This window comes from Streptomyces sp. NPDC032091 (genome assembly GCF_055580265.1).
In genome coordinates this window covers 125,617-152,012 of the sequence record NZ_JBVILR010000005.1, presented here as the reverse complement: position 1 = coordinate 152,012, position 26,396 = coordinate 125,617, and the positions used below count along the sequence as shown (strand labels likewise).

Sequence of the window (26,396 nt, the reverse complement as noted above, 5' to 3'; positions counted from 1 at the left end):
GCCTCCGCGCTACCGGGAGGCGGCCGCCGGGTGCCGGCGCGCGGTGAACAGGGCCAGGGCCGCCATCGGCAGCAGCAGCGCGGCGCCGATGGCGTTGAGCCAGCCGTAGCCGGCCCGGGACATGACCAGGCCGGCGGCCGCGCCGCCCAGGCCGGCCGCCGCGTTCATCGTCAGGTCGCTCAGGCCCTGCACGGCGGCCCGCGCGGCCTGCGGCACCGAGTCGGTCAGCAGCGCCGAGCCGGAGACCATGCCGGCGGACCAGCCGAGGCCGAGCAGGAAGAGTCCGGCCGCGCTCTGCGCGTGGTTCCCGGCGGCCGTGCCGGCGAGCAGGGCGGCGAGCGAGAGCAGGCCGGCCGCGAGGCCGATCACGGAGAACCGGCCCAGCCGGTCGGCGAGCCAGCCCATGACGGGCGAGAAGGCGAACATGCCGGCGATGTGCCCGCTGATCACGAGCCCGACCAGCTTGAGCCCCGCGCCGTGGTGGCCGAGGTCCATCGGGGTCATCACCATGATCGAGACCATGGTGGTGTGCGACACCGCGACGGTGAGCAGCGCGAGCCGGGCCCGGGGCGAGGCCTTGACGGCGGCCAGACCGGCGCGCAGCGAGCGGCCCTGGCGGGACTCCTCCCCGGGCCCGGCCAGCGCGCGGGCGGTCAGCAGCGGGTCGGGGCGCAGGAGGACGCCGAGCAGGGTGCCGGTGAGGACGAAGACGGCGGCGGCCCAGACGAAGGGCCCCGCCGTCTGGGGTATGGAGGTGCCGGCGAAGCTGTCGCTGGCGGGGGCGGAGAGGTTGGGGCCGAGCACCGCGCCGATGGTGGAGGCCCACACCACCACCGAGATCGCGCGGGCCCGCCGGTCGGGGGCCGCGAGGTCGGCGGCGGCGAAGCGGGCCTGGAGGTTGGCGGAGGAGGCGGCGCCGAACGCGGCCATGCCGAGCATGAGCAGCGGGAAGCTCTTCACGGAGGCGGCCAGGACGACCAGGCCCGCCCCGAGCGTGCCGATGGCGTACCCCGCCAGCAGCCCCGCCCGGCGCCCGCGGGCGGTGGTCAGGGCGGCGAGCGGCAGGGAGACCAGGGCGGTGCCGATCACCGCGGCGGTGGAGGCGAAGCCGGAGAGGGCCTCGGTGCCGCTGATCTCGGTGGCGAGGACGGGGGCGAGGGCGATGCTGATGGGCACGCCCAGGCCGCCCAGCATCTGGCCGGCGATCAGCACCGCGGAGATCCGGCGCTGGACGCGCGGCAGCTCCGCCGCGGTGACGGACGCGGCTCCCCGGGCGGCGGGGGAGGCCGCGGGCGGGGTCGCGGGGGAGGCGGTCACGCCGGACACCCCCGTCGCGGACGTGCGGGCGGGGCGTCCGGGGCGGGACGGTGCGCGGTGGGGCCGCAGGCGGCAGCAGTAGTCACCGCGGCAGTGTCCCACCCCTTACCGCCGGGGGGAACCGGGTAACGCGGAAGCAGGACCGCCCCCACAGCCCGCCCCGCAGCCCGTCCCGACGGCCCGCTCCCACGGCCGGGAGGAACGGCCCGGCCTAGAAGAGGGGCTGCGGGAGGACGCCCTCCAGGGCGAGCAGGGTCCGCTTGGTCTCGACCCCGCCCCCGAAGCCCCCGATGCCGCCGTCGTTCTCCACCACCCGGTGGCAGGCCACCACCAGCGGCAGCGGGTTCGACCCCATGGCGTTGCCGACGGCCTGGGCCGCCCCGGGCTGCCCCACCCGGGCCGCCAGCTCCCCGTACCCGACCACCGAGCCGTACGGCACGGTGCGGTCGAGCTCCAGCAGCACCTGGCGGTTGAAGCCGGAGCTGAGCCGCCAGTCCAGGGGCAGGTCGAAGCGGCGCAGCGTCCCGGCGAAGTACGCCTCCAGCTGGCGTATCGGCTCGGCCAGCAGTACCTCCCGGCCCGGGTCCGGCCGCCACGCGTCGGCGCCGAGCCGGGAGACCAGGGCGCCGATCATCCGGTCGACCCGGCCGGGCACGGCATGGAACTCCACCCGGACCAGACCCTCGGGGGTCGCGGCCAGGAGCAGGGGACCGATCTCGCTCGGGAGGACGGTCCATTCGAGGTGCGGCCCGCGGGGCCGCTCGGTGCTGTCCACGCCCCCACGGTACGGCGCCCCACCGACAGCGCCGCCGGTCCTAGGGGGTGTCCGCAAAGTCCCGCCTGCCCCGCGACGCCCGGCACGCACTCTCGCCGCACCGGGCGCACGACCGAGTACGTCCAGTACGAGGTCTCGCGCCCGGCGCACCGAGAGCACGCACCGGACGCCGCGGGGCCCGCCCTGCGGGCGGACGACGCTACTTTGCGGACACCCCCTAGTAGCCGCCCACGGCCATCCGTACGACGTCCGGCGCGTTCGTGATGATCCCGTCCACCCCCATCTCCCGGACCTTCCGGGCGGTGGGCGCGTCGTCCACGATCCAGGTGTCGACCTCCATGGCCTTGCCGTGGGCGCCCCGCAGCCGGTGCACCGCCGCCACCCAGTCGGCCGAGATCGTCGTGTGCCAGGGGTTGATCCGGTCGGTGAACTCGGCGTACCGGGGCAGGTCGGCCGCGGTCGGGGTGCCCAGGAAGGCTGTGACCAGGTCGGGGCGCAGCCCGTGCACGATGCGCACGGATTCGGCGCTGAAGCTCTGGACCACCAGGCGGCGCGAGACGTGCGAGGCGTCCAGCCAGCCGGTCTCCTCCAGCACCTTCAGCGTCTGCTCCTCGATGCCGGGGTAGAGCTCCGGCTTCTTGATCTCCAGCAGCAGCCGCTGCCGGTTGTCCTGGACCCGCTCCATGTACTCCCGCAGGGTGGGCACCCGGGCGCCGGCGAACCGCGGCGAGAACCAGCTGCCCGCGTCCAGTCGGGCGATCTCCGCCGCCGTGAAGTCCTTGACCCGCCAGGGCTTCCGGTCGGGGAACACCCGTTCGACGTCGGTGGTGCGGGCCAGCGTGTCGTCGTGGATCACCACCAGCTCGCCGTCCTTGGTCCGCTGGACGTCGTTCTCGACCCAGTCGAAGCCCAGCCGCATCGCCAGGTCGATCGATTCGAGGGTGTTCTCCGGGGCGTACGCGGAGGCCCCTCGGTGGGCGTACACGGTGGGCCCCAGCAGCCCCGCCGCGCCGGGGGCGGACCCGGGCCCGGGGGCGCCGGCCGACGCCGTCCCGCCCAGCAGGGTCAGGGTGATGCCCAGGAAGGCGGCGGCCGCGGCGGCGGCGGTTCGGACGTACATGTGCGTTCTCCTCGGGTCGTGAGCCCTGTTCCTGCGTCAGACGGGTGCGGCGCGGCAGTCGTTGTGGCTGTGCACTTCACGGCGGAGCGTTCACCGCGATCATGGGCTCGAAGATCACACGGACGCCACCGAACTACGACAAACGGACCAGAAAGGAGGAGGCCCGCTCCGTCCGACGGACCCCCGGGGGGCGCCGGCCCGGCGGGCGGGCGGGGGGCGGGGCGCGTGCGGGCGCCCGCGTGTCAGTGGGGGGCCGTACGGTGGAGTCATGCGGCCCGTATCGAAGATCGAACGCACGGTGGCACCTTTCGAGGTCGTCAGCCCCTACCAGCCCAGCGGCGACCAGCCGGCGGCCATCGCCGAGCTGGAGAAGCGCATCCGCGCAGGTGAGAAGGACGTCGTCCTGCTCGGTGCCACCGGCACCGGCAAGTCGGCGACCACCGCCTGGATGATCGAGAAGCTCCAGCGCCCGACCCTGGTGATGGCGCCGAACAAGACCCTCGCCGCCCAGCTGGCGAACGAGTTCCGCGAGCTCCTGCCGAACAACGCCGTCGAGTACTTCGTGTCGTACTACGACTACTATCAGCCCGAGGCCTACGTTCCGCAGTCGGACACCTACATCGAGAAGGACTCCTCGATCAACGAGGAGGTCGAGCGGCTGCGCCACTCCGCGACCAACTCGCTGCTTACCCGGCGTGACGTGATCGTCGTCGCCTCCGTGTCCTGCATCTACGGCCTCGGCACCCCCCAGGAGTACGTGGACCGCATGGTCCCGCTCAAGGTGGGCGAGGAGATCGACCGGGACCGGCTGCTGCGCCGCTTCGTCGACATCCAGTACACCCGCAACGACGTGGCCTTCACCCGCGGGACCTTCCGGGTGCGCGGGGACACCATCGAGATCTTCCCGGTGTACGAGGAACTGGCCGTCCGCATCGAGATGTTCGGCGACGAGATCGAGGCCCTCTCCACCCTGCACCCGCTGACCGGCGAGGTCATCAGTGAGGACCGCGAGCTGTACGTCTTCCCCGCCAGCCACTACGTCGCCGGCCCCGAGCGCATGGAGAAGGCGATCCGCGGCATCGAGGCCGAGCTGGCCGAGCGCCTCGCCGAGCTGGAGAAGCAGGGCAAGATGCTGGAGGCCCAGCGGCTGCGCATGCGCACCACCTACGACCTGGAGATGATGCGCCAGATCGGCTCCTGCTCCGGCATCGAGAACTACTCGCTGCACATGGACGACCGCGAGCGCGGCTCGGCGCCCAACACGCTGATCGACTACTTCCCCGAGGACTTCCTCCTCGTCATCGACGAGTCACACGTCACCGTGCCGCAGATCGGCGCCATGTACGAGGGCGACGCCTCCCGCAAGCGGACCCTCGTCGACCACGGCTTCCGCCTGCCGTCCGCCCTGGACAACCGTCCCTTGAAGTGGGAGGAGTTCCAGGAGCGCATCGGCCAGACCGTCTACCTGTCGGCCACCCCCGGGAACTACGAGCTCTCGCGCGCCGACGGCTTCGTCGAGCAGATCATCCGCCCCACCGGCCTCGTCGACCCCGAGGTCGTCGTCAAGCCCACCGAGGGCCAGATCGACGACCTGGTGCACGAGATCCGCGAGCGGGTGGAGAAGGACGAGCGGGTCCTGGTCACCACCCTCACCAAGAAGATGGCCGAGGACCTCACCGACTACTTCCTGGAGCTCGGCATCCAGGTCCGCTACCTGCACAGCGACGTGGACACCCTGCGCCGCATCGAGCTGCTGCGCGAGCTGCGCGCCGGCGAATACGACGTCCTGGTCGGCATCAACCTGCTGCGCGAGGGCCTCGACCTGCCCGAGGTCTCGCTCGTGGCGATCCTCGACGCCGACAAGGAGGGCTTCCTGCGCTCCGGGACCTCCCTCATCCAGACCATCGGCCGCGCCGCGCGCAACGTCTCCGGCCAGGTCCACATGTACGCGGACAAGATGACCCCGGCGATGGAGAAGGCCATCGAGGAGACGAACCGGCGCCGCGAGAAGCAGATCGCGTACAACACGGCCCACGGGATCGACCCGCAGCCGCTCCGCAAGAAGATCAACGACATCGTCGCCACCATCGCCCGCGAGGAGCTCGACACCGAGCAGCTGCTCGGCACCGGCTACCGGCAGGCCAAGGACGGCAAGGGCGCGAAGGCCCCGGTCCCGGCCCTCGGCGCGGCCGCCCAGGCCAAGACCGCCAAGGGTGCCAAGGGTGCCAAGGGGGCCAAGGGGGCGAAGGGCGCCCAGGCCGCCGAGGTGCTCACGGACCGGCCCGCCGCCGAACTGGCCGCCCTGATCGAGCAGATGACCGAGCGCATGCGAGGCGCGGCAGCCGAGCTCCAGTTCGAGGTCGCGGCCCGCATCCGGGACGAGGTGGGCGAGCTGAAGAAGGAGCTCCGGCAGATGCGCGAAGCGGGCCTCGCCTGACCCGGGGGCGGTCAGTAGGGTGTGGGAACAGCCGCAGGTACACGCTGCCTGGGGGTGGGCCATGGAGAGGGGACGCGCGTGACGGTCAACATGACCAAGGGTCAGGCCATCAGTCTGGAGAAGAAGGGCGGCGGCACGCTGACCGCGGTCCGGATGGGCCTCGGCTGGCAGGCCGCCAAGCGCCGGGGGCTGTTCGGCTCGCGCACCCGCGAGATCGACCTGGACGCCTCGGCGGTGCTCTTCGCCGACAAGCAGCCCGTGGACGTGGTCTTCTTCCGGCACCTGCAGAGCGACGACGGCTCGGTCCGGCACACCGGTGACAACCTCGTCGGCGGCGTCGGCCAGGGCGGGGACGACGAGGCCATCCTCGTCGACCTCCAGCGCGTGCCGGTCCACATCGACACGATCGTCTTCACGGTGAACTCCTTCACCGGCCAGACCTTCCAGGAAGTGCAGAACGCGTTCTGCCGCATCGTCGACGAGACCAACGGCCAGGAACTGGCCCGCTACACCCTCGACGGCGGCGGCCAGTACACCGCGCAGATCATGGCGAAGGTGTCCCGGGCCGGCGGCGGCTGGCAGATGACGGCCCTCGGCACCCCGGCCAACGGCCGGACCTTCCAGGACCTGATGCCGGCGATCCTGCCGCACCTGTAGACAGCACCGGCGGACACCACCGCGGACAGCACCGCGGACAAGAGAAGAAGGCACGGGGGAGGGGCTGCACGATGACGGCCGAACTGGTCCGGGGGCAGAACCACCCCGTGTCCCACAGCCGGGTGGAGGTCACGGTCACGGCGGCCACCGCCGTGCTCGCGCTGGCCTCCCTGGCCGACGCACACGGCGGACTCCCGGGCCCGGACGCCCTGGCGCGCCCCGGCGCCCCGGCCCTGCCCGGGGTCCGCGTACCGGGGGAACCCGCCGAACGCCACACCCTCGCCGTCGACCTGGACGCCGTCGCGGCGGAAGTCCACCGGATCGGCGTGCTCCTCGTCCTGCCGCCCGGCGGCCCCCAGCGCTTCGGCGCCGTCCCGGCCCCCCGGGTGGCCATCGCCGCACAGGGCGGGGCCGCGTTCGCCTCCTTCGCCGTCGACGGGCTGGACACCGAGTCCGCCCTGGTCACCCTGGAGCTCTATCGGCGCCAGGGCGCATGGAAGGTCCGGGCCGTCGGCCAGGGGTACGCGGGCGGGCTCACGGCCCTCCTCGCCGACGGGGGACTGCCGGCCGCCGAGGCGGCCGCCCTGGCGGACGAGGCCCTGCGCACGGCCGACCGCACCGGGGACGCAGGCCGCACCGGGGACGCCGCCCGCCCCCTCGCCCCCCTGCCGCACGCCCAGGGCCGGAACGCGGCGGGACACCCCGTCCCGCCCGTGACCGCCCCCGAGCCGCCGGAGCCGATCCCGGTCCCCGCAGCCCCCTCCGCCGGAGCGCCCGGCCCCGCCCCGGACCGGCCCGCCGACGGCCGGCCCACCATCGACTACGCCCACCCGCGCCGACGCCGCACCACCACCGAGGCACCCGAGCCGGCCCCCCGCCCCGCGGCCGCCCCCGCCGACGGCCCCGACGGCCCCCCGGCCCCCGTCGCCGGGGACGCCACCGGCTGGTCCATGGACGAGCGCCTCTACAACCAGGTCTGGGGCATGTTCGAGGACCTGGCCCGCACCGTCGCCGCCTACCGCAGCGCCGTCGACTTCGCCGACTCCCGCCTCGACCGCGAGCTGGACGAGGCCCTGTCCGACCCCCGCCACCGCCTCACGGGCGGCGCCGCCGGCGGAGCCCGCGAGGCCGCCCGGGCCCGCCGCGACGACCTGGTCGCCCGGGCCCGCGCCGTCCTCGACCGTGACCTCGCCCAGCTGACCGCCGAGTCCGAGGTGGTCGAACCCGCGCTGCCGGCCGCGTACGCCCGCTGGGACAACCCCGTCTGGCACGGCGGGGGCACCCCGGAGGAGGGCCCGCTCGCCCTGCGCCTGGGCAACCTCAGCCTGCCCGAGAGCCCCGGGCTGAAGATCCCCATGCTGATGCGGCTCCCGATGGATCGCGGCCTGTGGATCGACAACGGCCGTACCGGTTCCGAGGCCGCCATGACCATGGACACCGACCGGCTGCGCCGCGCCGCCATGGACATGGCCGTCGCCCACGCCGCCCGGTTGCTCGCCGTCCACCCCGCCGGCCGGTTCTCCGTCCACGTCATCGACGCCGCCGGGGCGGCCTCCGCCGCGCTCGTCCCGCTGGTGGCCGCCGGGGTGCTGGCCGCGCCGCCCGCCGCGGGCGCCGCCGGGGTCGGCGAGACCCTCGCGCGGCTGACCCGCCGGGTGGACCTCGTACAGATGGCCCTGCGCGCCGGCGCCCCCGAGGACCTGCCCCCGGACCTGGACCCGGCCGAGCAGCTGCTCATCGTGCACGACTTCCCCCACGGCTTCGACGACCGCGCCGTCACCCAGCTGCGCTACCTGGCCGACGAGGGCCCGTCGGTCGGCGTGCACCTGCTGATGGTCGCGGACCGCGACGAGGCCTCCGCGTACGGCCCGCTGCTGGACCCGCTGTGGCGCTCGCTGCTGCGGCTGTCTCCGGTACCGGACCACCACCTGGCCGACCCCTGGGTCCAGCACGCCTGGACCTTCGAGCCGGACCTGCCCCCGCAGGGCAGCCGGGTCCTGGAGCAGGCCCTGGAGCGCGTCGCACGGGCCCGCTGATGACCATCGGGTGACCCTTCTTTGGTAATCCCTTTACCTTCGGCCCCTTCCGCGGCTACTCTGGAGCCTGCGGAGGGGAGTATTCCTGCTGTTTCCTGCGCGGCGTGCCCGTCAATACGGATTGTCACCAGTCCCGGGGCGCCGGCCCGCGGCCCGAGGGGCCGCCCGGGTGGAAGAGACCTCCGGCAGCGATGACGCTGACCCTGTGCTGAGCCATCCGCCGGAGGCGTGATTACCAATGGACGTTTCGTTGACCCTCTGGGTGCTGACCATTCTCGGTCTGGGCATCCTCATCGGCGCCGACTTCTTCATCGGCCGCAAACCCCATGACGTCTCCCTCAAGGAGGCGGGCATCTGGACGGTCGTGTGGATCGTCCTCGCCGCCCTCTTCGGCCTCGGCCTGCTGTTCTCCGGCAATGGCCAGGCCTCCCAGGAGTTCTTCGCCGGCTTCATCACCGAGAAGTCCCTGAGCGTGGACAACCTCTTCGTCTTCGTCCTGATCATGGCGAAGTTCTCGGTGCCCTCCCACCTCCAGCAGCGCGTCCTGCTGGTCGGCGTACTGATCGCCCTGGTCCTGCGCGCGGTGTTCATCGCCGCCGGCGCCGCGATCATCACCACCTTCTCGTGGGTCTTCTACCTCTTCGGCGCGTTCCTGATCTACACCGCCTGGAAGCTGATCCAGGAGGCCCGCAAGGACGACGAGGAGACGGAGTTCGAGGAGAACCGCCTGCTCAAGTCGGTCGAGAAGAAGTTCGGCGTCGCCGACCGCTACCACGGCACCAAGCTCTTCATCCGTGACCACGGCAAGCGGATCATGACCCCGCTGATGGTGGTCATGCTCGCCATCGGCACCACCGACGTCCTCTTCGCCCTGGACTCCATCCCCGCGATCTTCGGCCTCACCCAGGACCCGTACATCGTCTTCACCGCCAACGCCTTCGCCCTCATGGGCCTGCGCCAGCTGTACTTCCTCATCGGCGGCCTGCTCAAGAAGCTGGTCCACCTCAGCTACGGCCTGTCCGTGATCCTGGGCTTCATCGGCGTCAAGCTGGTGCTGCACGCCCTGCACGAGTCCGGGGTGCACGTCCCGCAGATCTCCATCCCGGTCTCCCTGGGCGTCATCTGCGGTGTCCTGGTGGTCACCACGATCACCAGCCTGATCGCCTCCGGGAAGCAGGCGGCGGCCGGAGCCGCCGCCGAGGAGACCCGGAGCGTCGACGCCTGATCCGGTCCCGGGACGCTACGCGGGGGCGGCCGCTCCGGCCGCCCCCGCGCCCGTACCGTCCGCGCGCACCGGCGCCGGAGCGGTCTCCGGGAGGAGGGCGAAGCAGCCGAGGCTGAGCAGGGCCACCGCCGTCAGGTACACCGCCACGCCCCACGGCGGGCCCGAGCCCGCGGCGAGGGCCGTCGCCACGAGCGGGGTCAGGGCGCCGCCCAGGACCCCGCCCAGGTTGTAGCCGACGGCCGCGCCGGTGCAGCGGATCCGCGGGGCGTACAGCTCGGGCAGGTACGCGCCCACCACCGCGTACATCAGGACCATCGCCAGCAGGGCGCCGACGCAGCCCACCGTGACCAGCAGCGGGTCCGCGCTGCCCAGCAGCGCCACGAGGGGGAACATCCACACCGCGCAGGCCGCACTGCCGGCCAGGCACAGCGGCCGCCGCCCCCAGCGGTCGCCGAGCGCCGCCAGCGGGGCCGTCACCAGCCCCATCACCAGCACGGCCGCCATCACCACGGCGAGCATCAGCGTCCGGTCCATGCCCAGGCGCCCGGTCGTGTAGGCGAGCGACCAGGTGGTGACCGCGTAGAAGACGGCGTACCCGACCGACATCGCCCCGCCCGTCAGCAGGAGCAGCCGCCAGTGGCCGCGCAGCACCTCCGGGAGCGGGGCCTCGGCCCGCCGGCCGGTCTCGGTGAGGGCCCGGAACTGCGGGGTCTCCTCCACGGACCGGCGCAGCCACAGCCCGGCCAGCGCCAGCAGTCCGGCGCACCAGAAGGGCACCCGCCAGCCCCAGGCGCCGAACTCGGCGTCGCTCAGGAGCCCCGACAGGGCCAGGGTCAGCCCGTTGGCCAGCAGGAAGCCGGTGGCCGGACCCATCTGGGGGAAGCTCGACCACAGCCCGCGCCGCCCCTCGGGGGCGTGCTCGGCGGTCAGCAGCACCGCCCCGCCCCACTCCCCGCCGAGCCCCAGTCCCTGGAGGAAGCGCAGCAGGAGCAGCAGGACCGGCGCGGCGATCCCGATGGAGGCGTACGAGGGCACGCAGCCGACCAACACCGTGGCCAGGCCCGTCAGCAGCAGCGAGGCGAGCAGCACCGGGCGGCGCCCGTAGCGGTCGCCGACGTGCCCGAAGACGACCGAGCCCAGCGGACGGGCCAGGAAGCCGATGCCGAACGTGCCGAACGCGGCGAGGGTTCCCGCGAGCGGGGAGAACGAGGGGAAGAAGAGCGGGCCGAGCACCAGGGCGGCGGCCGTGCCGTAGACGAAGAAGTCGTAGAACTCGATGGCCGTCCCGACCAGGGAGGCCAGCGCGAGGCGCGGCATCGAGGGGCCGGAGGTGCCGGAGGCCCCGGAGGCCGCGGAGGGGACGGGAGGCGGGGAGAGGTCCTGTTGCATGGTGCAGCAATTACCCCGGCCCGCCTCCCCGGGACATGCGTTCGGCCGAGGTCGACCGGAAGGAGCGCATGGCCGCCCGGTGTTGACGGCGGCGCATGCGCCCGTGGGTCACCAGCCCCGCTCGCGCCATTCCGCGAGGTGGGGGCGCTCGGTGCCCAGCGTGGTGTCGTTCCCGTGGCCCGGGTAGACCCATGTCTCGTCGGGCAGCTGGCCGAAGATCTTGGTCTCGACGTCGTCGATGAGACTGGCGAAGTTCTTCGCGTCGCCCTGGGTGTTGCCGACGCCGCCGGGGAAGAGGCAGTCGCCGGTGAACACGTGCGGGTGCCCGTGCGGGTCGTCGTAGACCAGGGCGATGGAGCCGGGGGTGTGGCCGACCAGGTGGCGGGCGGTCAGCGAGACCCGTCCGACCGTGATCACGTCCCCGTCCCGGACCGGGACGTCCGTGGGGACGGGGATGCCCTCCACGTCGTGGACGCCCGCGTAGGTCCGCGCCCCGGTGGCGTCGACCACGGCCTGGAGCGCGCCCCAGTGGTCGCCGTGCCGGTGCGTGGTGACGACGGACGCGATGCCGTCGTCGCCGATCAGGTTGAGCAGCGTGTCCGCCTCGGCGGCCGCGTCGATCAGGAGCTGCTCGCCGGTGGCCCGGCAGCGCAGCAGGTACGCGTTGTTGTTCATGGAACCCACCGCGACCTTGGAGATCATCAGGTCCGCGAGTTCGTGCACGTCGGCGGGACCGCCGACCTTCACCGCTCCGCTGTACGTCATGTCGGAATCCTAGAGCGCGGGGAGTTCGGGCAGGCGGTCGCCCGCTTCGACGGTGAGGCGGGCGCCCTTGTGGCCGCGGCCGGCCAGCCAGCCGAGCAGCTCGTCCTTGGGGCCCCGGAGGGTCGTCGGGGTGCCCTCCGTGCCGCCGGTGCGCGCGACGGGGGCGCCGTCGGGCCCGTTGAGGGTGACCGGGGGCACGTCGGGGCGGCCGGACCAGCGGTCGGCGAGGAAGGCGATCTCCCGGTCGGTGAACCCCTCCGGGAGGTCGGAGAGCTCGTAGCCGATGTTCAGGTCGACGTGGTGGAGCTCGACCTCGACGAGCCGGCGGAACGGCACGTTCGCGGCGAGGTCGGTCACCCCGTTGCGGAGCTCGACCGTGCGGTGCCAGTCCTGGGCGCCTTCCGTGGTGGCGAGGAAGCGGGCCCCGGAATCACGGAGGTCCCCCAGGTGTTCTTCCAGGGACCGGCCGGCGTCGCGCTCGATGTCCGCGTCGCGGGCGGCGGCGCTCTCGTACATGGGGCGGCCCTCGAAGACGTTGACGAGGGCGTCGGCGTTGCGCGCCAGGTGGGCCAGGATGTGGCCGCGGGTCCAGCCCGGGAGGTGTGACTCCTGGGAGAGGGAGGCGTTGTCCAGTTTCGCGACCGCGTTCAGCAGCCGTTCGGTGGCTTCACGTACAGAGGCCAGGTCGTGCACATGATCAGTCATGGGTCCGAGCCTAGTGGCCGGGAGGGCGCCGCCACACGATCGGGTGAAGCCCTCTTGCGCGTGCCGTAAATCGAATGTGCGTGCTATACGCTCGATAGTCCAGACACAGTCCATCGCAGAGGCGCCCCCCATACCCTGGACAAGCCGGGGGCCTGTGCCCCCGCTCTCTCAAGAAAGGTGCGGACCGGCGTGACCGACCGTCTCATCGTTCGTGGCGCTCGCGAGCACAACCTGAAGAACGTCTCGCTCGACCTGCCCCGCGATTCCCTCATCGTCTTCACCGGACTCTCCGGCTCGGGCAAGTCCTCCCTGGCCTTCGACACGATCTTCGCCGAGGGCCAGCGCCGCTACGTCGAGTCGCTCTCGTCGTACGCCCGCCAGTTCCTGGGTCAGATGGACAAGCCCGACGTCGACTTCATCGAGGGCCTCTCCCCGGCCGTCTCGATCGACCAGAAGTCGACCTCGCGCAACCCCCGCTCCACCGTCGGCACCATCACCGAGGTCTACGACTACCTCCGCCTGCTCTTCGCCCGCATCGGCAAGCCGCACTGCCCCGAGTGCCGGCGTCCGATCTCCCGGCAGTCCCCGCAGGCCATCGTCGACAAGGTCCTCGCGCTCCCCGAGGGCAGCCGCTTCCAGGTGCTGTCCCCGCTGGTCCGCGAGCGCAAGGGCGAGTTCGTCGACCTCTTCGCCGACCTCCAGACCAAGGGCTACAGCCGTGCCCGGGTGGACGGCCAGACCATCCAGCTCGCCGAGCCGCCCACGCTGAAGAAGCAGGAGAAGCACACCATCGAGGTGGTCATCGACCGCCTCACCGTCAAGGACAGCGCCAAGCGCCGGCTCACCGACTCCGTCGAGACCGCGCTCGGGCTCTCCGGCGGCATGGTCATCCTGGACTTCGTCGACCTCGCCGAGGACGACCCCGAGCGTGAGCGGATGTTCTCCGAGCACCTCTACTGCCCGTACGACGACCTGTCCTTCGAGGAGCTGGAGCCGCGCTCCTTCTCCTTCAACTCGCCCTTCGGCGCCTGCCCCGAGTGCACCGGCATCGGTACGCGCATGGAGGTGGACCCGGAGCTGATCGTCCCGGACGAGGACAAGTCGCTGGACGAGGGCGCGGTCTCGCCCTGGTCGCTGGGCCACACCAAGGACTACTTCCAGCGGCTGGTCGGCGCGCTCGCCGGCGAGCTGGGCTTCCGCACCGACATCCCGTGGGCCGGGCTGCCGCAGCGGGCCAGGAAGGCCCTGCTGTACGGGCACAAGACCCAGATCGAGGTCCGCTACCGCAACCGGTACGGGCGCGAGCGCGCGTACACGACGGCCTTCGAGGGCGCCGTGCCGTTCGTCAAGCGGCGGCACGCCGAGTCCGAGAGCGACGCCAGCCGCGAGCGCTTCGAGGGCTACATGCGCGAGGTGCCCTGTCCGACCTGTGAGGGCACCCGGCTCAAGCCGATCGTGCTCGCCGTCACGGTGATGGAGCGGTCCATCGCCGAGGTCGCCGCGATGTCGATCAGCGAGTGCGCCGACTTCCTGGGGCGCCTGAAGCTGGACGCCCGCGACAAGAAGATCGCCGAGCGGGTCCTCAAGGAGGTCAACGAGCGGCTCCGCTTCCTGGTCGACGTCGGCCTGGACTACCTCTCGCTGAACCGCGCCGCCGGCACCCTGTCGGGCGGCGAGGCCCAGCGCATCCGCCTCGCGACGCAGATCGGCTCCGGCCTGGTGGGCGTGCTGTACGTGCTGGACGAGCCGTCCATCGGCCTGCACCAGCGCGACAACCACCGGCTGATCGAGACGCTGGTGCGGCTGAGGGACATGGGCAACACCCTCATCGTCGTCGAGCACGACGAGGACACCATCAAGGTGGCCGACTGGGTCGTGGACATCGGCCCGGGCGCCGGCGAGCACGGCGGCAAGGTGGTGCACAGCGGCTCGCTCAAGGAGCTGCTGAAGAACGGCGAGTCGATGACCGGGCAGTACCTGTCCGGCAAGAGGTCCATCCCCGTGCCGGACGTCCGCCGGCCGGTGGACGAGGAGCGCAGGCTCACCGTCCACGGCGCCAAGGAGAACAACCTGCGGGACATCGACGTGTCCTTCCCGCTGGGCGTCCTCACGGCGGTCACGGGCGTGTCGGGCTCCGGCAAGTCCACGCTGGTCAACGACATCCTCTACACGCACCTGGCGCGCGAGCTGAACGGCGCCCGGTCCGTGCCGGGCCGGCACACCCGGGTGGACGGCGACGACCTCGTCGACAAGGTGGTGCACGTCGACCAGTCGCCGATCGGCCGGACGCCGCGGTCCAACCCGGCGACGTACACGGGCGTCTTCGACCACGTGCGCAAGCTGTTCGCGGAGACCATGGAGGCGAAGGTGCGCGGCTACCTGCCGGGCCGCTTCTCCTTCAACGTCAAGGGCGGCCGGTGCGAGAACTGCTCCGGTGACGGCACGATCAAGATCGAGATGAACTTCCTGCCGGACGTGTACGTCCCGTGCGAGGTCTGCCACGGCGACCGGTACAACCGGGAGACGCTGGAGGTCCACTACAAGGGCAAGTCCATCGCGGAAGTCCTGAACATGCCGATCGAGGAGGCGCTGGAGTTCTTCGAGGCGGTCCCGACGATCGCCCGGCACCTGAAGACGCTGACCGAGGTCGGCCTGGGCTACGTCCGCCTCGGGCAGTCTGCGCCGACCCTGTCGGGCGGCGAGGCGCAGCGCGTGAAGCTGGCGTCGGAGCTGCAGAAGCGGTCGACGGGGCGGACGGTGTACGTGCTGGACGAGCCGACGACCGGTCTGCACTTCGAGGACATCTCGAAGCTGATCAAGGTGTTGTCGGGGCTGGTGGACAAGGGGAACTCGGTGATCGTCATCGAGCACAACCTGGACGTCATCAAGACCGCCGACTGGGTCGTCGACATGGGCCCCGAGGGCGGTTACGGCGGCGGGCTCGTCGTCGCCGAGGGCACGCCGGAGCAGGTCGCGTCGGTGGGCGCGAGCCACACCGGGAAGTTCCTGCGGGACATCCTGGGGGCGGAGCGGATCTCCGACGCGGCGACGGTGCCGGCGGCGCGGGGCGCCCGCAAGAAGGCGGCCCCGGCGAAGAAGGCGGCCCCGGCGAAGAAGGCGGCCCCGGCGAAGAAGACGGCCAGGGCCGCGCGCAAGGCGTAGCCGGTGGGGCGGGTCCGGAGTGCGGGTGCCGCCGCGCGGAGCAAGTACCGCGCGGCGGTACCCGGTACCCGGTACCCGCCACCCCGGGCTACGCGGCGACGCCCACCGCGTGGCCCGTCGTCGACGGGTCGGACAGGACGTCCAGGAGGGCCGTCGCCACGTCGGCGCGGGCGATGACCCGCCCGCCCGGCACATTGGCGTCCAGGGCCCGGCGGTAGCGGCCGGTGCCGGGCCGGTTCAGGAGGCGCGGGGGCCGGACCACCGTCCACCGGACCGCGCTCGCCGACGCGATGGCCGCCTCCATGACCGCCAGGTCCGCGTACAGGTCGCGCAGCGCCCACCGCAGGAGCGGGTAGCCCACCTTCCGCAGGAGCACCCCGTCTCCCTCCGCGTCCGGTCCCAGTGGAGCCGCGCTGACCGCCGTGAGCCGCTCGACCCCCGCCCGTTCCATCGCCGCGACGACCGACCGCAGGGCGGGGCCGGTGACCGGGTGCAGCCGGGCCTGCTTGTTGCTCGCCGAGCCCAGCGCGGAGACCACCGCGTCCTGCCCCGCCAGCACCGGCAGCAGCGCCGATCCGTCCGTCAGGTCGGCGACCACCGCCACCCGCAGGCGGTCCTCGGCGGGTACGTCCAGCCGGGCGGGGTCGCGGACGACCGCCGTCACCTCGTGGCCCGCGGCGAGGGCCTGCCGCACCACCTCGCGGCCCACTCCGCCCGTCGCTCCGAACACCGTGATCTTCATCGTGGTCCCCTGTCGACAGTGGTGGGTGAGTATTCACTCACCCCTGTGTCCACTAGGGTGAGTGAATGCCCACCCCGAAGTCAACCCGGCCCGCCTCCGAGCGGCTGCTGGACGCCGCCGAGACCCTCATGCGCACCATCGGCCTGGCCAACACCACCACCAAGGCCATCGCCCGCGAGGCGGGCTGCTCGGAGGCGGCGCTCTACAAGCACTACGCCAACAAGGAAGAGCTGTTCGTCCGGGTGCTGATGGAGCGCACGCCCAACGCCGGCCCGCTCATGGCCGCCCTCCACGCCGACGCCGACGCCGACGCCGACGACGCCGGCCCCGGCCCCGGTGGGGGCGCCCTCCAGGAGGCGCTGGCCGACATCGCCCGGCACGCCGCGCTGTTCTACGCCGAGGCCATGCCGATGGCAGCCTCGCTGTTCGCCGAGCCCGCCCTGCTCAGCCGCCACCGCGAGGGGATCCAGGAGATCGGGCAGGGTCCGCACGTGGTGCTCGACGCCCTCGAAGGGCGGCTGCGCCGCGAGCTCGACGCCGGCCGGCTCCGGCCGGACGCGGACCCGCGCGCCGCCGCCGCGCTGCTGCTCGGCGCCTGCTTCCAGCGGGCCTTCTTCCTCCACTTCTCCGGCGCCGGAGTGGTCCAGCCGGTGGAGGAGTTCGCCCCGGCCCTCGCCCGGACCCTGTGGGCCGCTATCGGCTGAGGCCGAGTTCGGCCGCGTACGGGGGCTCGCACCCCGCCCGGGTGCAGGTCAGCGCGGCCGCGTGGGCGGCGAAGGCCAGTACGTCCGGCCAGTCCGCCCCACGCGGGTCCCCGGTGCCCGCGAGCCGGTACAGCAGGGCCGCGTTGACGGTGTCGCCCGCGCCGATCGTGTCCGCGACGGTCACCGGACGGGCCGCCGCGCTGTGTTCCGCGCCGTCGGAGGTCCACACCGTCAGCCCCGCCGCACCGCGGGTCAGCACCACGGCCGAGGGCCCCGCCGCCAGCCAGTCCCGGACCCGGCCGCCCAGCCAGTCCGCGTCCTCCTCGGACAGCTTCAGCACCGACACGTACGGCAGCCGGTCCATGAACCGCTCCCGGTAGCCGGCCGGGTCGGCGATCAGGGCCGGGCGGACGTTCGGGTCGAGCAGGGTCAGCAGCCCGCGCCCCGACTCCCGCCGCAGCAGGGCCTCGTACGCACGCGCGCCCGGCTCCAGCACCAGCGAACAGGTGCCGAGCGCCAGGGCCCGCGCCCCCGGGGGCAGCGCGGGCGGCAGGGTGAACAGCCGGTCGGCGGTGCCCTCCACGTAGAACCCGTACGCGGCCGAGCCGTCCGGGGAGAGGGAGGGCACGGCCAGCGTGGTCGGCTCGGGCCCGCGCTGTACCAGCGAGAGGTCCACCCCGGCGGCCCGCAGCCCGGCGAGCAGTCCCTCGCCGAAGCCGTCGGCGGACACCCGGGAGCAGAAGGCCACCGGCGCTCCCAGTCGGCCCAGCGCCAGGGCGGTGTTGTACGGTCCGCCGCCGGGCCGGGGCAACAGCGCGCCCGGTGGCTCCGCCAGGGGCACGAGGTCGATCAGGGCTTCTCCACCGACGACGATCACGCGGGGGAAGGTATCCCATCGGGCGCCGGTATCGTCGGGTGGGCCCCGCCCGGGGCCCGCCCCCTCGCGCCAGGAGAACCGCATGTCCGCGTCACAGCCCGCCGCCCGCCGTACCGTCCTCAAGGGCGCCGCCGCGCTCGCCGGGGCCGTGGGCGCGGGGGCGGCGCTCACCGCCTGCTCGACCGAGGGCGGGAGCGGCGCGGGCGGCCCCGCCGTCCCCGGGAAGCCGGTCGAGCTGGGCGCCGCGACGGAGGTGCCGGTCGGCGGCTCGAAGCTGTTCCGGGAGCACAAGCTCGTCGTCAGCTGCCCGGCGGAGGGCCAGTACAAGGCGTTCAGCGCCACGTGCACGCACGCGGGCTGCGTCCTCGACAAGATCGACAAGGGTGAGGGCAACTGCCCCTGCCACGGCAGCCGCTTCGACGTCACCACCGGCAAGGTCCTGCGCGGCCCCGCCGCCGATCCCCTCCCGGCCGTCCCGGTCAAGGCGGAGAACGGCAAGCTGATCGCGGGCTGATCGCGGGCCGAGCGCGGGGCCGCCCCTACTCCCACTCCCAGGCGATGCCCAGGATCCCCGGGCGGACCGCCTGCTCCACCAGGTGGACCGCGCGGTGGCGGCCGCTCGGGGTGAGGTCGGACAGGGAGGTGCGGGGGGCCGCCGGGGAGGCGCGCGCGAAGCGGTGGCAGCGGACGGGCAGCGCCGCCTCGTCGAAGCGGACCTGGAGCATGTACTGGCCGCCCGCGTAGCTGAAGCCGCGCACGTACTCGGTGCTGCGCGCGCCCGTGCCGTCCTCGATGCCGTAGCCGAAGACGTACGTGTCCCCGCGCCGCAGCCGCGCGTCGAAGAGCAGCTCCGCCACCACCACGCCGGCCTCAGGGTGGCAGCGCACCCGGCCCGTGCGGCAGTTCTCGTACGCCGTCACCGCCACCCGGGCCGCGTCACAGCCCGGGTCGCCGTGGTGGACGGCGAGGTAGCGGTCGACGCCGTCGCGGTGGGCCCGCACGATCTGCTGCGACTCGCGCGTGCGCAGCTCGCCGTCCGGGCCGATGCGGACCCGCTCGTGGTGGCCGACCGAGTGCAGGCCGCCGTCCGCCGGGAGCTCCATCGCCGCCAGCAGCCGTTCCACCGCCGCGCCGACGCTCACCAGCGCCCGGTAGGGCCGGGCGGCCGGGCGGGGCGGGCCGGCGGCGGGCCCCGGGTCGGCCAGCAGGCGCAGCAGGGAGCCCCGGGGGAGTTCCAGGATCTCCTCCAGGGCGGAGACCGCCCGCAGCGACTCCCGGTGGCGGGGGCGCCGGGCGCCCTGCTGCCAGTAGCTGAGGCTGGTCACCCCGAGCTTGATGCCGCGTTCCGCGAGCCGGTGCCGCACCCGGTGCAGGGGCAGTCCGCGTGCGGCGAGGGCGGCGCGCAGGGCGAGGTGGAAGGGGCCGCCGCGCAGCAGCTGTCCGAGGTCCGCCGCGGCCGCCGGAGCCGGCGGGCCCGTCGTGTCGCCGGTCGGCGGCATGGCGACTCTCCTCTGTGAACGTTCACACGCGCCGGGAGGCGGGGGAGCGGGCCGTGGTGCGGGGAGACCAGGTGGAACGAGAGCAACCGTTCACACCGCAGTCCCACCGTTCACACTGCAATGTCACCGCGTATTGAAACGTGTTGACCTGATCGCGACAACACCCCGATGCTCCTCCACAGCGTCCGGACGCGCTCCTCCACCCCCACACACCTGAGTCCCCACCTCGGGAGGAACGCGATGCGCAACAGAAGAGGGCGGCTCTCCCCGGCCGCCTCCCTGATCTCCGCCCTGCTGCTCGTACTGCTGACCCTCGGGTCCGGCGCCGGAACCGCCACCGCCGCCGCCCCGACCGCCGACCCGGGCGCCGCCCCGACGTCGGCCCTGGCGTACAAGCGGCTCGACATCACCATGCAGGCGCAGCAGAAGAACAACTGGTGCTGGGCCGCGAGCGGCAACACCATCGCCACCTGGTTCGGCCGCACCTACAGCCAGAACCAGTTCTGCAACGCCGCCTTCAACCGCCAGCAGGGCACCGAGTGCCCCAACAACCAGGCCACGCTGGGCAACGTCCAGACCGCGCTGCGCTGGGCCGGCATCAACCCCGGCAACTACGTCACCGGCTGGCTCCAGTACTCCACCGTCCAGACCGAGATCAACGCCAACCGGCCCGTCGAGACCCGGATCCAGTGGTCGGGCGGCGGCGGCCACATGCACGTCCTCTACGGGTACGACACCGCGAGCAGCTGGGTCTACTGGGGCGACCCGTGGCCCTCGAACGACCGCTACAACTGGGCCTCCCACGCCTGGTACGTGGACAACGACACCTTCTCCTGGACCCACTCCCTCTACCGGATCGGGGCGTGACCGCGTGACCGCCAAGACCGCACGCGCCGCCGCCGTGGCCCTCGCGGCCGCCGCCCTGACCGCCGCCCTGGGCGGACAGGCCTCGGCCGCGCCCGTCCCGCAGCCGCAGACCGCCACCGCCGAGAACCGGGCCGCCGCGCACGAGGCCGCCGCCGCGCCGGACACCCTGGCCACCCTGTCCAGGTTCTTCGCCCGGGAGGGGAAGGTGTCGGTGGCCGCCGCCCGGCCCCGGATCGAGGGGGAGGCGATACCGGTGAGCTACCTGGCACCGGAGTTCGTCGCCGGGAAGGCAGGCGCCGCGGTGGCCCGGGTGGAGTTCCTGGCGAGCGAGGCCGTGTCCTCGGACGGACAGAAGGCGGCCCTGTGGACCGCGAAGACCGGCACCGGATGGGAGGTCGTGAACATCGCCACCGGCGACGACGAGTTCCGCTACGCGGCTCTCGGGGCCGCGAAGCTGCCCGGCGGGACCGTGTTCCGGGAGCCGCAGATCGACGCGTGGTACGTCGCCGACGGCGGCCGGGTGCTGCCGCTGGACGAGGACGCGGTGCGGGCCGTCGGCCCGGACGGGGTCCCGCTCGGGGCGTACCGGGCGCGGGTCGTGAAGGCGTACGGGGACAAGCTGCCGGGGTCCGCGTACGCGCGGCGGGGCCTGGCGGGGGGCTTCGCCGGGACCGGGCCGTCGTCCGCCGCCGGTGACGGTGCCGGCGCCGGTGGCGGGCCGGGGGCGGTGCTCGCCGGCGGCGCCGGGGCGCTGGCGCTGGGCGCGGCGGGGGCCGTCGCCCTGCTGCGGCGGCGCCGCACCGCCGGGGGCTGACCCCCGCGCCCCCTCCCGCGGGGTCCGGCCCGGCCGCGTGCGGCCGGTGCCGGGCCCCGCGGGGCCCGTCCCCGACCCGCCCCGCTCCGCGGGGAAGCCGGGCGGCGGTACGGTTCGTTGTCGTGGTGCGCCAGTAGGGTGGGCGGCATGGCCGACCCTTCCAGCTACCGACCCAAGCCCGGGGAGATTCCCGACTCCCCCGGGGTCTACAAGTTCCGGGACGCGCACCGCCGGGTGATCTACGTCGGGAAGGCCAAGAGCCTGCGCCAACGGCTGGCCAGCTACTTCCAGGACCTCGCCGGCCTGCACCCCCGGACCGCCACGATGGTCACCACCGCCGCCTCCGTCGAGTGGACCGTCGTCTCCACCGAGGTCGAGGCGCTCCAGCTGGAGTACTCCTGGATCAAGGAGTACGACCCCCGCTTCAACGTGAAGTACCGGGACGACAAGAGCTACCCGTCGCTCGCCGTCACCATGAACGAGCAGTACCCGCGCGTGCAGGTCATGCGGGGGCCCAAGAAGAAGGGCGTGCGGTACTTCGGGCCGTACGGGCACGCCTGGGCGATCCGCGAGACCGTCGACCTCATGCTGCGGGTGTTCCCCGTGCGGACCTGCTCCGCCGGGGTGTTCAAGCGGTCCGCCCAGATCGGACGGCCCTGCCTGCTCGGCTACATCGGCAAGTGCTCGGCGCCCTGCGTCGGCCGGATCAGCCCCGAGGACCACCGCGAACTCGCCGAGGAATTCTGCGACTTCATGGCCGGCCGCACCGGCGCCTACCTCTCCCGGCTGGAGAAGGAGATGCACGCCGCGGCCGAGGAGATGGAGTACGAGAAGGCCGCCCGGCTGCGCGACGACATAGGGGCCCTGCGCCGGGCCATGGAGAAGAACGCCGTCGTGCTGGCCGACGCCACCGACGCCGACCTGATCGCCGTCGCCGAGGACGAGCTCGAAGCGGCCGTGCAGATCTTCCACGTGCGCGGCGGCCGGGTCCGCGGTCAGCGCGGCTGGGTCACCGACAAGGTCGAGGCCGTCGACACCGCCGGGCTCGTCGAGCACGCCCTCCAGCAGCTCTACGGGGAGGAGCGCGGCGAGAGCGTGCCCAAGGAGGTCCTCGTCCCGGTGGTGCCCGAGGACGCCGCCGCGCTGGGGCAGTGGCTCGCCGGGCGGCGCGGCTCGCAGGTCAGCCTGCGCGTCCCGCAGCGCGGGGACAAGAAGTCCCTGATGGAGACCGTCCACCGCAACGCCCAGCAGTCCCTGGCCCTGCACAAGACCAAGCGCGCCAGTGACCTCACCACCCGCTCCCGGGCCCTGGAGGAGATCGCCGAGGCCCTGGAGCTGGACGGCGCGCCCCTGCGCATCGAGTGCTTCGACATCTCCCACCTGCAAGGGGAGGACGTCGTCGCCTCCATGGTCGTCTTCGAGGACGGCCTCGCCCGCAAGAGCGAGTACCGCAGGTTCCAGATCAAGGGCTTCGAGGGACAGGACGACGTCCGGTCCATGCACGAGGTCGTCTCGCGCCGGTTCCGGCGCTACCTCCAGGAGAAGCTCAGGACGGGGGAGTGGTCCCCCGAGGACGGCGAGCCCGAGGACGACGGCCGCCCCAAGCGGTTCGCGTACCCGCCGCAGCTCGTCGTGGTCGACGGTGGGCAGCCCCAGGTGGCGGCGGCCCGGCGGGCGCTGGACGAGCTCGGTGTCGACGACGTCGCCGTGTGCGGCCTCGCCAAGCGGCTGGAGGAGGTCTGGCTGCCCGGCGAGGACGACCCCGTCGTCCTGCCCCGCACCAGCGAGGGCCTCTACCTGCTCCAGCGCGTACGTGACGAAGCCCACCGCTTCGCCATCCAGTACCAGCGCAGCAAGCGCGGAAAGCGCCTGAAGGCGGGCCCCCTGGACGAGGTGCCCGGCCTCGGCGAGAGCCGCAGGCAGGCCCTCGTGAAGCACTTCGGTTCGGTGAAGAAGCTGAGACAGGCGACAATCGACCAGATCTGCGAGGTCCCGGGCATAGGCCGCAAGACGGCCGAGACCGTGGCCGCGGCCCTCGCCCAGGCGGTTCCCGCCGGTCCTGCCGTCAACACGGCGACAGGAGAGATCATTGAGGACGAGGCGCCCGCGCCCGCGGGGACCGCGTCCGAACGGGGGACCGAGCAATGACCGAGCACGAGACCGAGCACGACCGAGACGGAGCACAGGTGAGTACGGGCACGACAGCCGAGCCCGGCGACAACGCCGAGGCGGCCATCCCCGAGTTGGTGATCATCTCCGGTATGTCCGGAGCCGGCCGCAGCACGGCGGCCAAGTGCCTGGAGGACCTCGGCTGGTTCGTCGTCGACAACCTGCCGCCCGCGCTGATCCCCACCATGGTGGAGCTCGGCGCCCGCTCCCAGGGCAACGTGGCGCGGATCGCCGTCGTCGTCGACGTCCGCGGCCGCCAGTTCTTCGACGCCCTGCGCGAGTCCCTCGCCGACCTGGAGGCCCGCGGGGTCACCCGGCGCATCGTCTTCCTGGAGTCCTCCGACGACGCGCTGGTCCGCCGCTTCGAGTCGGTCCGCCGCCCGCACCCCCTCCAGGGCGACGGCCGCATCGTCGACGGCATCGCCGCCGAGCGCGACCTGCTGCGCGAGCTGCGCGGCGACGCCGACCTGGTCATCGACACCTCCAGCCTGAACGTGCACGAGCTGCGCGCCAAGATGGACGCCCAGTTCGCGGGCGACGAGGAGCCCGAGCTGCGGGCCACCGTGATGTCCTTCGGCTTCAAGTACGGCCTGCCCGTCGACGCCGACCTCGTCGTCGACTGCCGCTTCATCCCCAACCCGCACTGGGTCCCCGAGCTGCGCCCCTTCACCGGGCTCAACGAGGAGGTGTCGGGCTACGTCTTCAGCCAGCCCGGCGCCAAGGAGTTCCTCGACCGCTACACCGAGCTGCTCCAGCTGATCGCCGCCGGCTACCGCCGCGAGGGCAAGCGGTACGTGACCATCGCGGTCGGCTGTACCGGCGGCAAGCACCGCAGCGTCGCCATGTCCGAGAAGCTGGCCGCCCGCCTCGCCTCCGAGGGAGTCGAGACCGTCGTCGTCCACCGGGACATGGGGCGCGAGTGACCGGACGGACCCTGCGGCTGCGCCGCCTGCGCCGTCTGACCCCCGGCAGGGGCGAGGACGGCGCGGGCCGTGCGGGCCGCCGCGGGGCGGCCAAGGTCGTCGCGCCCAAGGTCGTCGCCCTGGGCGGCGGCATGGGCCTCTCGGCCTCCCTCGCCGCCCTGCGCCGGATCACCGGGGAGCTCACCGCGGTGGTCACCGTCGCCGACGACGGCGGCTCCAGCGGACGGCTCCGCGAGGAGCTGAGCGTGCTGCCGCCCGGCGACCTGCGCAAGGCGCTGGCCGCGCTGTGCGGGGACGACGACTGGGGCCAGACCTGGGCCCGCGTCATCCAGCACCGCTTCCAGTCGCAGGGCGACCTGCACGGGCACGCCGTCGGCAACCTGCTGATCGTCGCCCTGTGGGAGCAGCTCGGCGACCCCGTCCAGGCCCTCGACCTGGTCGGGAGGCTGCTCGGGGCGCAGGGCCGGGTGCTGCCGATGTCGGCCGTGCCGCTGGAGCTCCAGGCCCTGGTCAAGGGGCACGATCCGGCGCGCCCGGACGCGGTGGACACCGTCCGGGGGCAGGCCACCGTGGCCCTGACCCCGGGCGAGGTGCTCTCCGTCCAGGTCGTGCCGGGCGACCCGCCGGCCGTGCCGGAGGCCGTGGCCGCCGTGCTCGACGCCGACTGGGTGGTGCTGGGGCCGGGCTCCTGGTTCTCCTCCGTCATCCCGCACCTGCTGGTGCCGGAGCTGCTCGACGCGCTGGCGGCGACGAAGGCCCGCAAGGTCCTCTCGCTGAACCTCGCCCCGCAGCCGGGCGAAACAGAGGGCTTCTCTCCGCAGCGTCATTTGGAGGTTTTGGCCCGACACGCCCCTAAACTCGCCCTGGACGTGGTGCTGGCCGACGAGGCCGCCGTGCCCGACCGCGAGTCCCTCGCCGATGCCGCGAAGCGGTTCGGTGCGGCGGTCGAGCTGGCGCCGGTGGCCAGGCAGGACGGCTCTCCGAAGCACGACCCGGAGCTGCTGGCCGCCGCGTACGACCGTATTTTTCGGATGCATGGAAGGATCGGCCCATGGCGATGACGCCTGCGGTGAAGGATGAGATCTCCCGCCTCCCCGTCACCCGGACCTGCTGCAGGAAGGCGGAGGTCTCGGCGATCCTTCGGTTCGCGGGCGGACTCCACCTGGTGAGCGGCCGGATCGTCATCGAGGCGGAGCTGGACACGGGGATCGCCGCCAGACGGCTCCGCAAGGACATCCTGGAGATCTTCGGGCACTCCTCCGACCTCGTCGTCATGGCCCCCGGCGGCCTGCGCCGGGGCAGCCGCTTCGTCGTCCGCGTCGTCGCCGGCGGCGACCAGCTGGCCCGCCAGACGGGCCTCGTCGACGGCCGGGGCCGCCCCATCCGCGGGCTGCCCCCGCAGGTGGTCTCCGGGGCGACCTGTGACGCCGAGGCGGCCTGGCGCGGTGCCTTCCTGGCCCACGGCTCCCTCACCGAGCCGGGCCGGTCCTCCTCCCTGGAGGTCACCTGCCCCGGCCCCGAGGCAGCCCTGGCCCTGGTGGGCGCCGCCCGGCGGCTCTCCATCGCCGCCAAGGCGCGCGAGGTGCGCGGCGTGGACCGGGTCGTCGTCCGCGACGGCGACGCGATCGGCGCCCTGCTGACCCGCCTCGGCGCGCACGAGTCGGTGCTGGCCTGGGAGGAGCGGCGGATGCGGCGCGAGGTGCGCGCCACCGCCAACCGCCTCGCCAACTTCGACGACGCCAACCTGCGCCGCTCGGCGCGGGCCGCGGTGGCCGCCGGAGCCCGGGTGCAGCGCGCCCTGGAGATCCTCGGCGAGGAGGTCCCCGAGCACCTCGCCGCGGCCGGCCGGCTGCGCATGGAGCACAAGCAGGCCTCCCTGGAGGAACTGGGCGCGCTCGCCGACCCGCCGCTGACCAAGGACGCCGTCGCGGGCCGGATCCGCCGCCTGCTGGCGATGGCCGACAAGCGGGCGCAGGACCTCGGCATCCCCGGCACCGAGTCCAACCTCGACCTCAGCGAGGAACTGGCCGACAACATGGCCGGCTGAGCCGGGAGTTCCCCGCCCGCTCCGCCCACCCCGCCAGGCAGGGCGGACCGGGCCCGCACGGCCGTCCGTGCGGGCCCGGTCCCCTTTGTCCCATTGACATGGGCATCGCCGGATCGTGAGCCTGGCCCCCGAACGCTTTCGTGGCTGACGACGCCCAGGGGGGCAC

The 26,396-nt window shown here is 73.2% G+C and carries 22 protein-coding genes; 13 read left to right on the top strand and 9 right to left on the bottom strand.

The window, feature by feature from the left end; genetic code table 11:
* Positions 1–9: 9 nt before the first annotated feature.
* From ACZ5NJ_RS11100 to ACZ5NJ_RS11090, 3 genes are all read right to left on the bottom strand, one after another.
* Positions 10–1,317 carry an MFS transporter gene (locus tag ACZ5NJ_RS11100; protein ID WP_468764441.1) on the bottom strand — a complete coding sequence of 436 codons (1,308 nt, stop codon included), beginning with the start codon at positions 1,315–1,317 and terminating at the stop codon, positions 10–12.
* A 211-nt stretch (positions 1,318–1,528) separates the two neighbouring features.
* The gene (locus ACZ5NJ_RS11095) at positions 1,529–2,092 is read right to left on the bottom strand and encodes a methylated-DNA--[protein]-cysteine S-methyltransferase (RefSeq protein WP_468764440.1); all 564 of its coding nucleotides are present in this window, start codon (positions 2,090–2,092) and stop codon (positions 1,529–1,531) included.
* Between the two features lie 217 nt (positions 2,093–2,309).
* A complete protein-coding gene (locus ACZ5NJ_RS11090) occupies positions 2,310–3,212 on the bottom strand; it encodes a glycerophosphodiester phosphodiesterase (RefSeq protein ID WP_468764439.1) in 903 nt (300 codons plus the stop codon).
* 268 nt (positions 3,213–3,480) lie between these two features.
* On the opposite strand from ACZ5NJ_RS11090, the gene uvrB reads away from it, so the two are divergent.
* The 4 genes from uvrB to ACZ5NJ_RS11070 all read left to right on the top strand — a co-directional run bounded on the left by uvrB (position 3,481) and on the right by ACZ5NJ_RS11070 (position 9,567).
* Positions 3,481–5,649 (top strand): excinuclease ABC subunit UvrB, encoded by a 2,169-nt coding sequence (gene uvrB / locus ACZ5NJ_RS11085; protein ID WP_468764438.1) that lies wholly within the window; start codon positions 3,481–3,483, stop codon positions 5,647–5,649.
* A 78-nt stretch (positions 5,650–5,727) separates the two neighbouring features.
* A complete protein-coding gene (locus ACZ5NJ_RS11080) occupies positions 5,728–6,306 on the top strand; it encodes a TerD family protein (protein WP_362066295.1) in 579 nt (192 codons plus the stop codon).
* Between the two features lie 71 nt (positions 6,307–6,377).
* Complete coding sequence (locus ACZ5NJ_RS11075; RefSeq protein WP_468764437.1) at positions 6,378–8,342, top strand: TerD family protein; 1,965 nt, start codon at positions 6,378–6,380, stop codon at positions 8,340–8,342.
* Positions 8,343–8,580: 238 nt separating this feature from the next.
* Positions 8,581–9,567 (top strand): TerC family protein, encoded by a 987-nt coding sequence (locus ACZ5NJ_RS11070; protein WP_468764436.1) that lies wholly within the window; start codon positions 8,581–8,583, stop codon positions 9,565–9,567.
* A 15-nt stretch (positions 9,568–9,582) separates the two neighbouring features.
* Here the strand turns inward: ACZ5NJ_RS11070 and ACZ5NJ_RS11065 are convergent, their stop codons facing one another.
* From ACZ5NJ_RS11065 to ACZ5NJ_RS11055, 3 genes are all read right to left on the bottom strand, one after another.
* Positions 9,583–10,884 (bottom strand): MFS transporter, encoded by a 1,302-nt coding sequence (locus ACZ5NJ_RS11065; RefSeq protein WP_468764596.1) that lies wholly within the window; start codon positions 10,882–10,884, stop codon positions 9,583–9,585.
* A gap of 180 nt (positions 10,885–11,064) precedes the next feature.
* Positions 11,065–11,721: an MBL fold metallo-hydrolase gene (locus ACZ5NJ_RS11060; protein ID WP_468764435.1), complete on the bottom strand. Its 657-nt coding sequence runs from the start codon at positions 11,719–11,721 to the stop codon at positions 11,065–11,067.
* A 9-nt stretch (positions 11,722–11,730) separates the two neighbouring features.
* The gene (locus tag ACZ5NJ_RS11055; RefSeq protein ID WP_468764434.1) at positions 11,731–12,426 is read right to left on the bottom strand and encodes a maleylpyruvate isomerase family mycothiol-dependent enzyme; all 696 of its coding nucleotides are present in this window, start codon (positions 12,424–12,426) and stop codon (positions 11,731–11,733) included.
* A gap of 189 nt (positions 12,427–12,615) precedes the next feature.
* Here ACZ5NJ_RS11055 and uvrA point away from each other — a divergent pair, with 189 nt between their 5' ends.
* Positions 12,616–15,588, top strand: coding sequence for an excinuclease ABC subunit UvrA (gene uvrA / locus ACZ5NJ_RS11050; RefSeq protein WP_468764433.1), 2,973 nt, complete (start codon positions 12,616–12,618; stop codon positions 15,586–15,588).
* 88 nt (positions 15,589–15,676) lie between these two features.
* Here uvrA and ACZ5NJ_RS11045 read toward each other — a convergent pair whose 3' ends face one another.
* Positions 15,677–16,330 (bottom strand): NAD(P)-dependent oxidoreductase, encoded by a 654-nt coding sequence (locus ACZ5NJ_RS11045; RefSeq protein WP_468764432.1) that lies wholly within the window; start codon positions 16,328–16,330, stop codon positions 15,677–15,679.
* A 65-nt stretch (positions 16,331–16,395) separates the two neighbouring features.
* Here ACZ5NJ_RS11045 and ACZ5NJ_RS11040 point away from each other — a divergent pair, with 65 nt between their 5' ends.
* A complete protein-coding gene (locus ACZ5NJ_RS11040; RefSeq protein ID WP_468764431.1) occupies positions 16,396–17,034 on the top strand; it encodes a TetR/AcrR family transcriptional regulator in 639 nt (212 codons plus the stop codon).
* Here ACZ5NJ_RS11040 and ACZ5NJ_RS11035 read toward each other — a convergent pair.
* Complete coding sequence (locus ACZ5NJ_RS11035; RefSeq protein ID WP_468764430.1) at positions 17,024–17,911, bottom strand: carbohydrate kinase family protein; 888 nt, start codon at positions 17,909–17,911, stop codon at positions 17,024–17,026. The two genes, ACZ5NJ_RS11040 and ACZ5NJ_RS11035, sit on opposite strands and share 11 nt — an antisense overlap.
* Positions 17,912–17,993: 82 nt before the next feature.
* Between ACZ5NJ_RS11035 and ACZ5NJ_RS11030 the strand changes: the two genes are divergently transcribed.
* Entirely contained in the window at positions 17,994–18,425 is a 432-nt protein-coding gene (locus tag ACZ5NJ_RS11030; RefSeq protein WP_468764428.1) for a Rieske (2Fe-2S) protein, read from the top strand.
* Between the two features lie 25 nt (positions 18,426–18,450).
* On the opposite strand, the gene ACZ5NJ_RS11025 is transcribed toward ACZ5NJ_RS11030, so the two are convergent.
* A complete protein-coding gene (locus ACZ5NJ_RS11025) occupies positions 18,451–19,410 on the bottom strand; it encodes a hypothetical protein (RefSeq protein ID WP_468764427.1) in 960 nt (319 codons plus the stop codon).
* A 240-nt stretch (positions 19,411–19,650) separates the two neighbouring features.
* On the opposite strand from ACZ5NJ_RS11025, the gene ACZ5NJ_RS11020 reads away from it, so the two are divergent.
* The 6 genes from ACZ5NJ_RS11020 (at position 19,651) to whiA (ending at position 26,230) form a co-directional block, all read left to right on the top strand.
* Positions 19,651–20,277 (top strand): papain-like cysteine protease family protein, encoded by a 627-nt coding sequence (locus ACZ5NJ_RS11020; RefSeq protein WP_468764426.1) that lies wholly within the window; start codon positions 19,651–19,653, stop codon positions 20,275–20,277.
* 4 nt (positions 20,278–20,281) lie between these two features.
* Entirely contained in the window at positions 20,282–21,091 is an 810-nt protein-coding gene (locus ACZ5NJ_RS11015) for a hypothetical protein (RefSeq protein WP_468764425.1), read from the top strand.
* A 147-nt stretch (positions 21,092–21,238) separates the two neighbouring features.
* A complete protein-coding gene (uvrC, locus tag ACZ5NJ_RS11010; protein ID WP_468764424.1) occupies positions 21,239–23,239 on the top strand; it encodes an excinuclease ABC subunit UvrC in 2,001 nt (666 codons plus the stop codon).
* Positions 23,236–24,183 (top strand): RNase adapter RapZ, encoded by a 948-nt coding sequence (gene rapZ, locus ACZ5NJ_RS11005; RefSeq protein ID WP_365152497.1) that lies wholly within the window; start codon positions 23,236–23,238, stop codon positions 24,181–24,183. Before uvrC ends, rapZ begins: the two co-directional genes overlap by 4 nt.
* Positions 24,180–25,244 carry a gluconeogenesis factor YvcK family protein gene (locus ACZ5NJ_RS11000; RefSeq protein ID WP_468764423.1) on the top strand — a complete coding sequence of 355 codons (1,065 nt, stop codon included), beginning with the start codon at positions 24,180–24,182 and terminating at the stop codon, positions 25,242–25,244. Before rapZ ends, ACZ5NJ_RS11000 begins: the two co-directional genes overlap by 4 nt.
* Positions 25,235–26,230, top strand: a complete 996-nt coding sequence (gene whiA / locus ACZ5NJ_RS10995; RefSeq protein ID WP_030237199.1) for a DNA-binding protein WhiA — start codon at positions 25,235–25,237, stop codon at positions 26,228–26,230. Before ACZ5NJ_RS11000 ends, whiA begins: the two co-directional genes overlap by 10 nt.
* Positions 26,231–26,396: the final 166 nt, after the last annotated feature.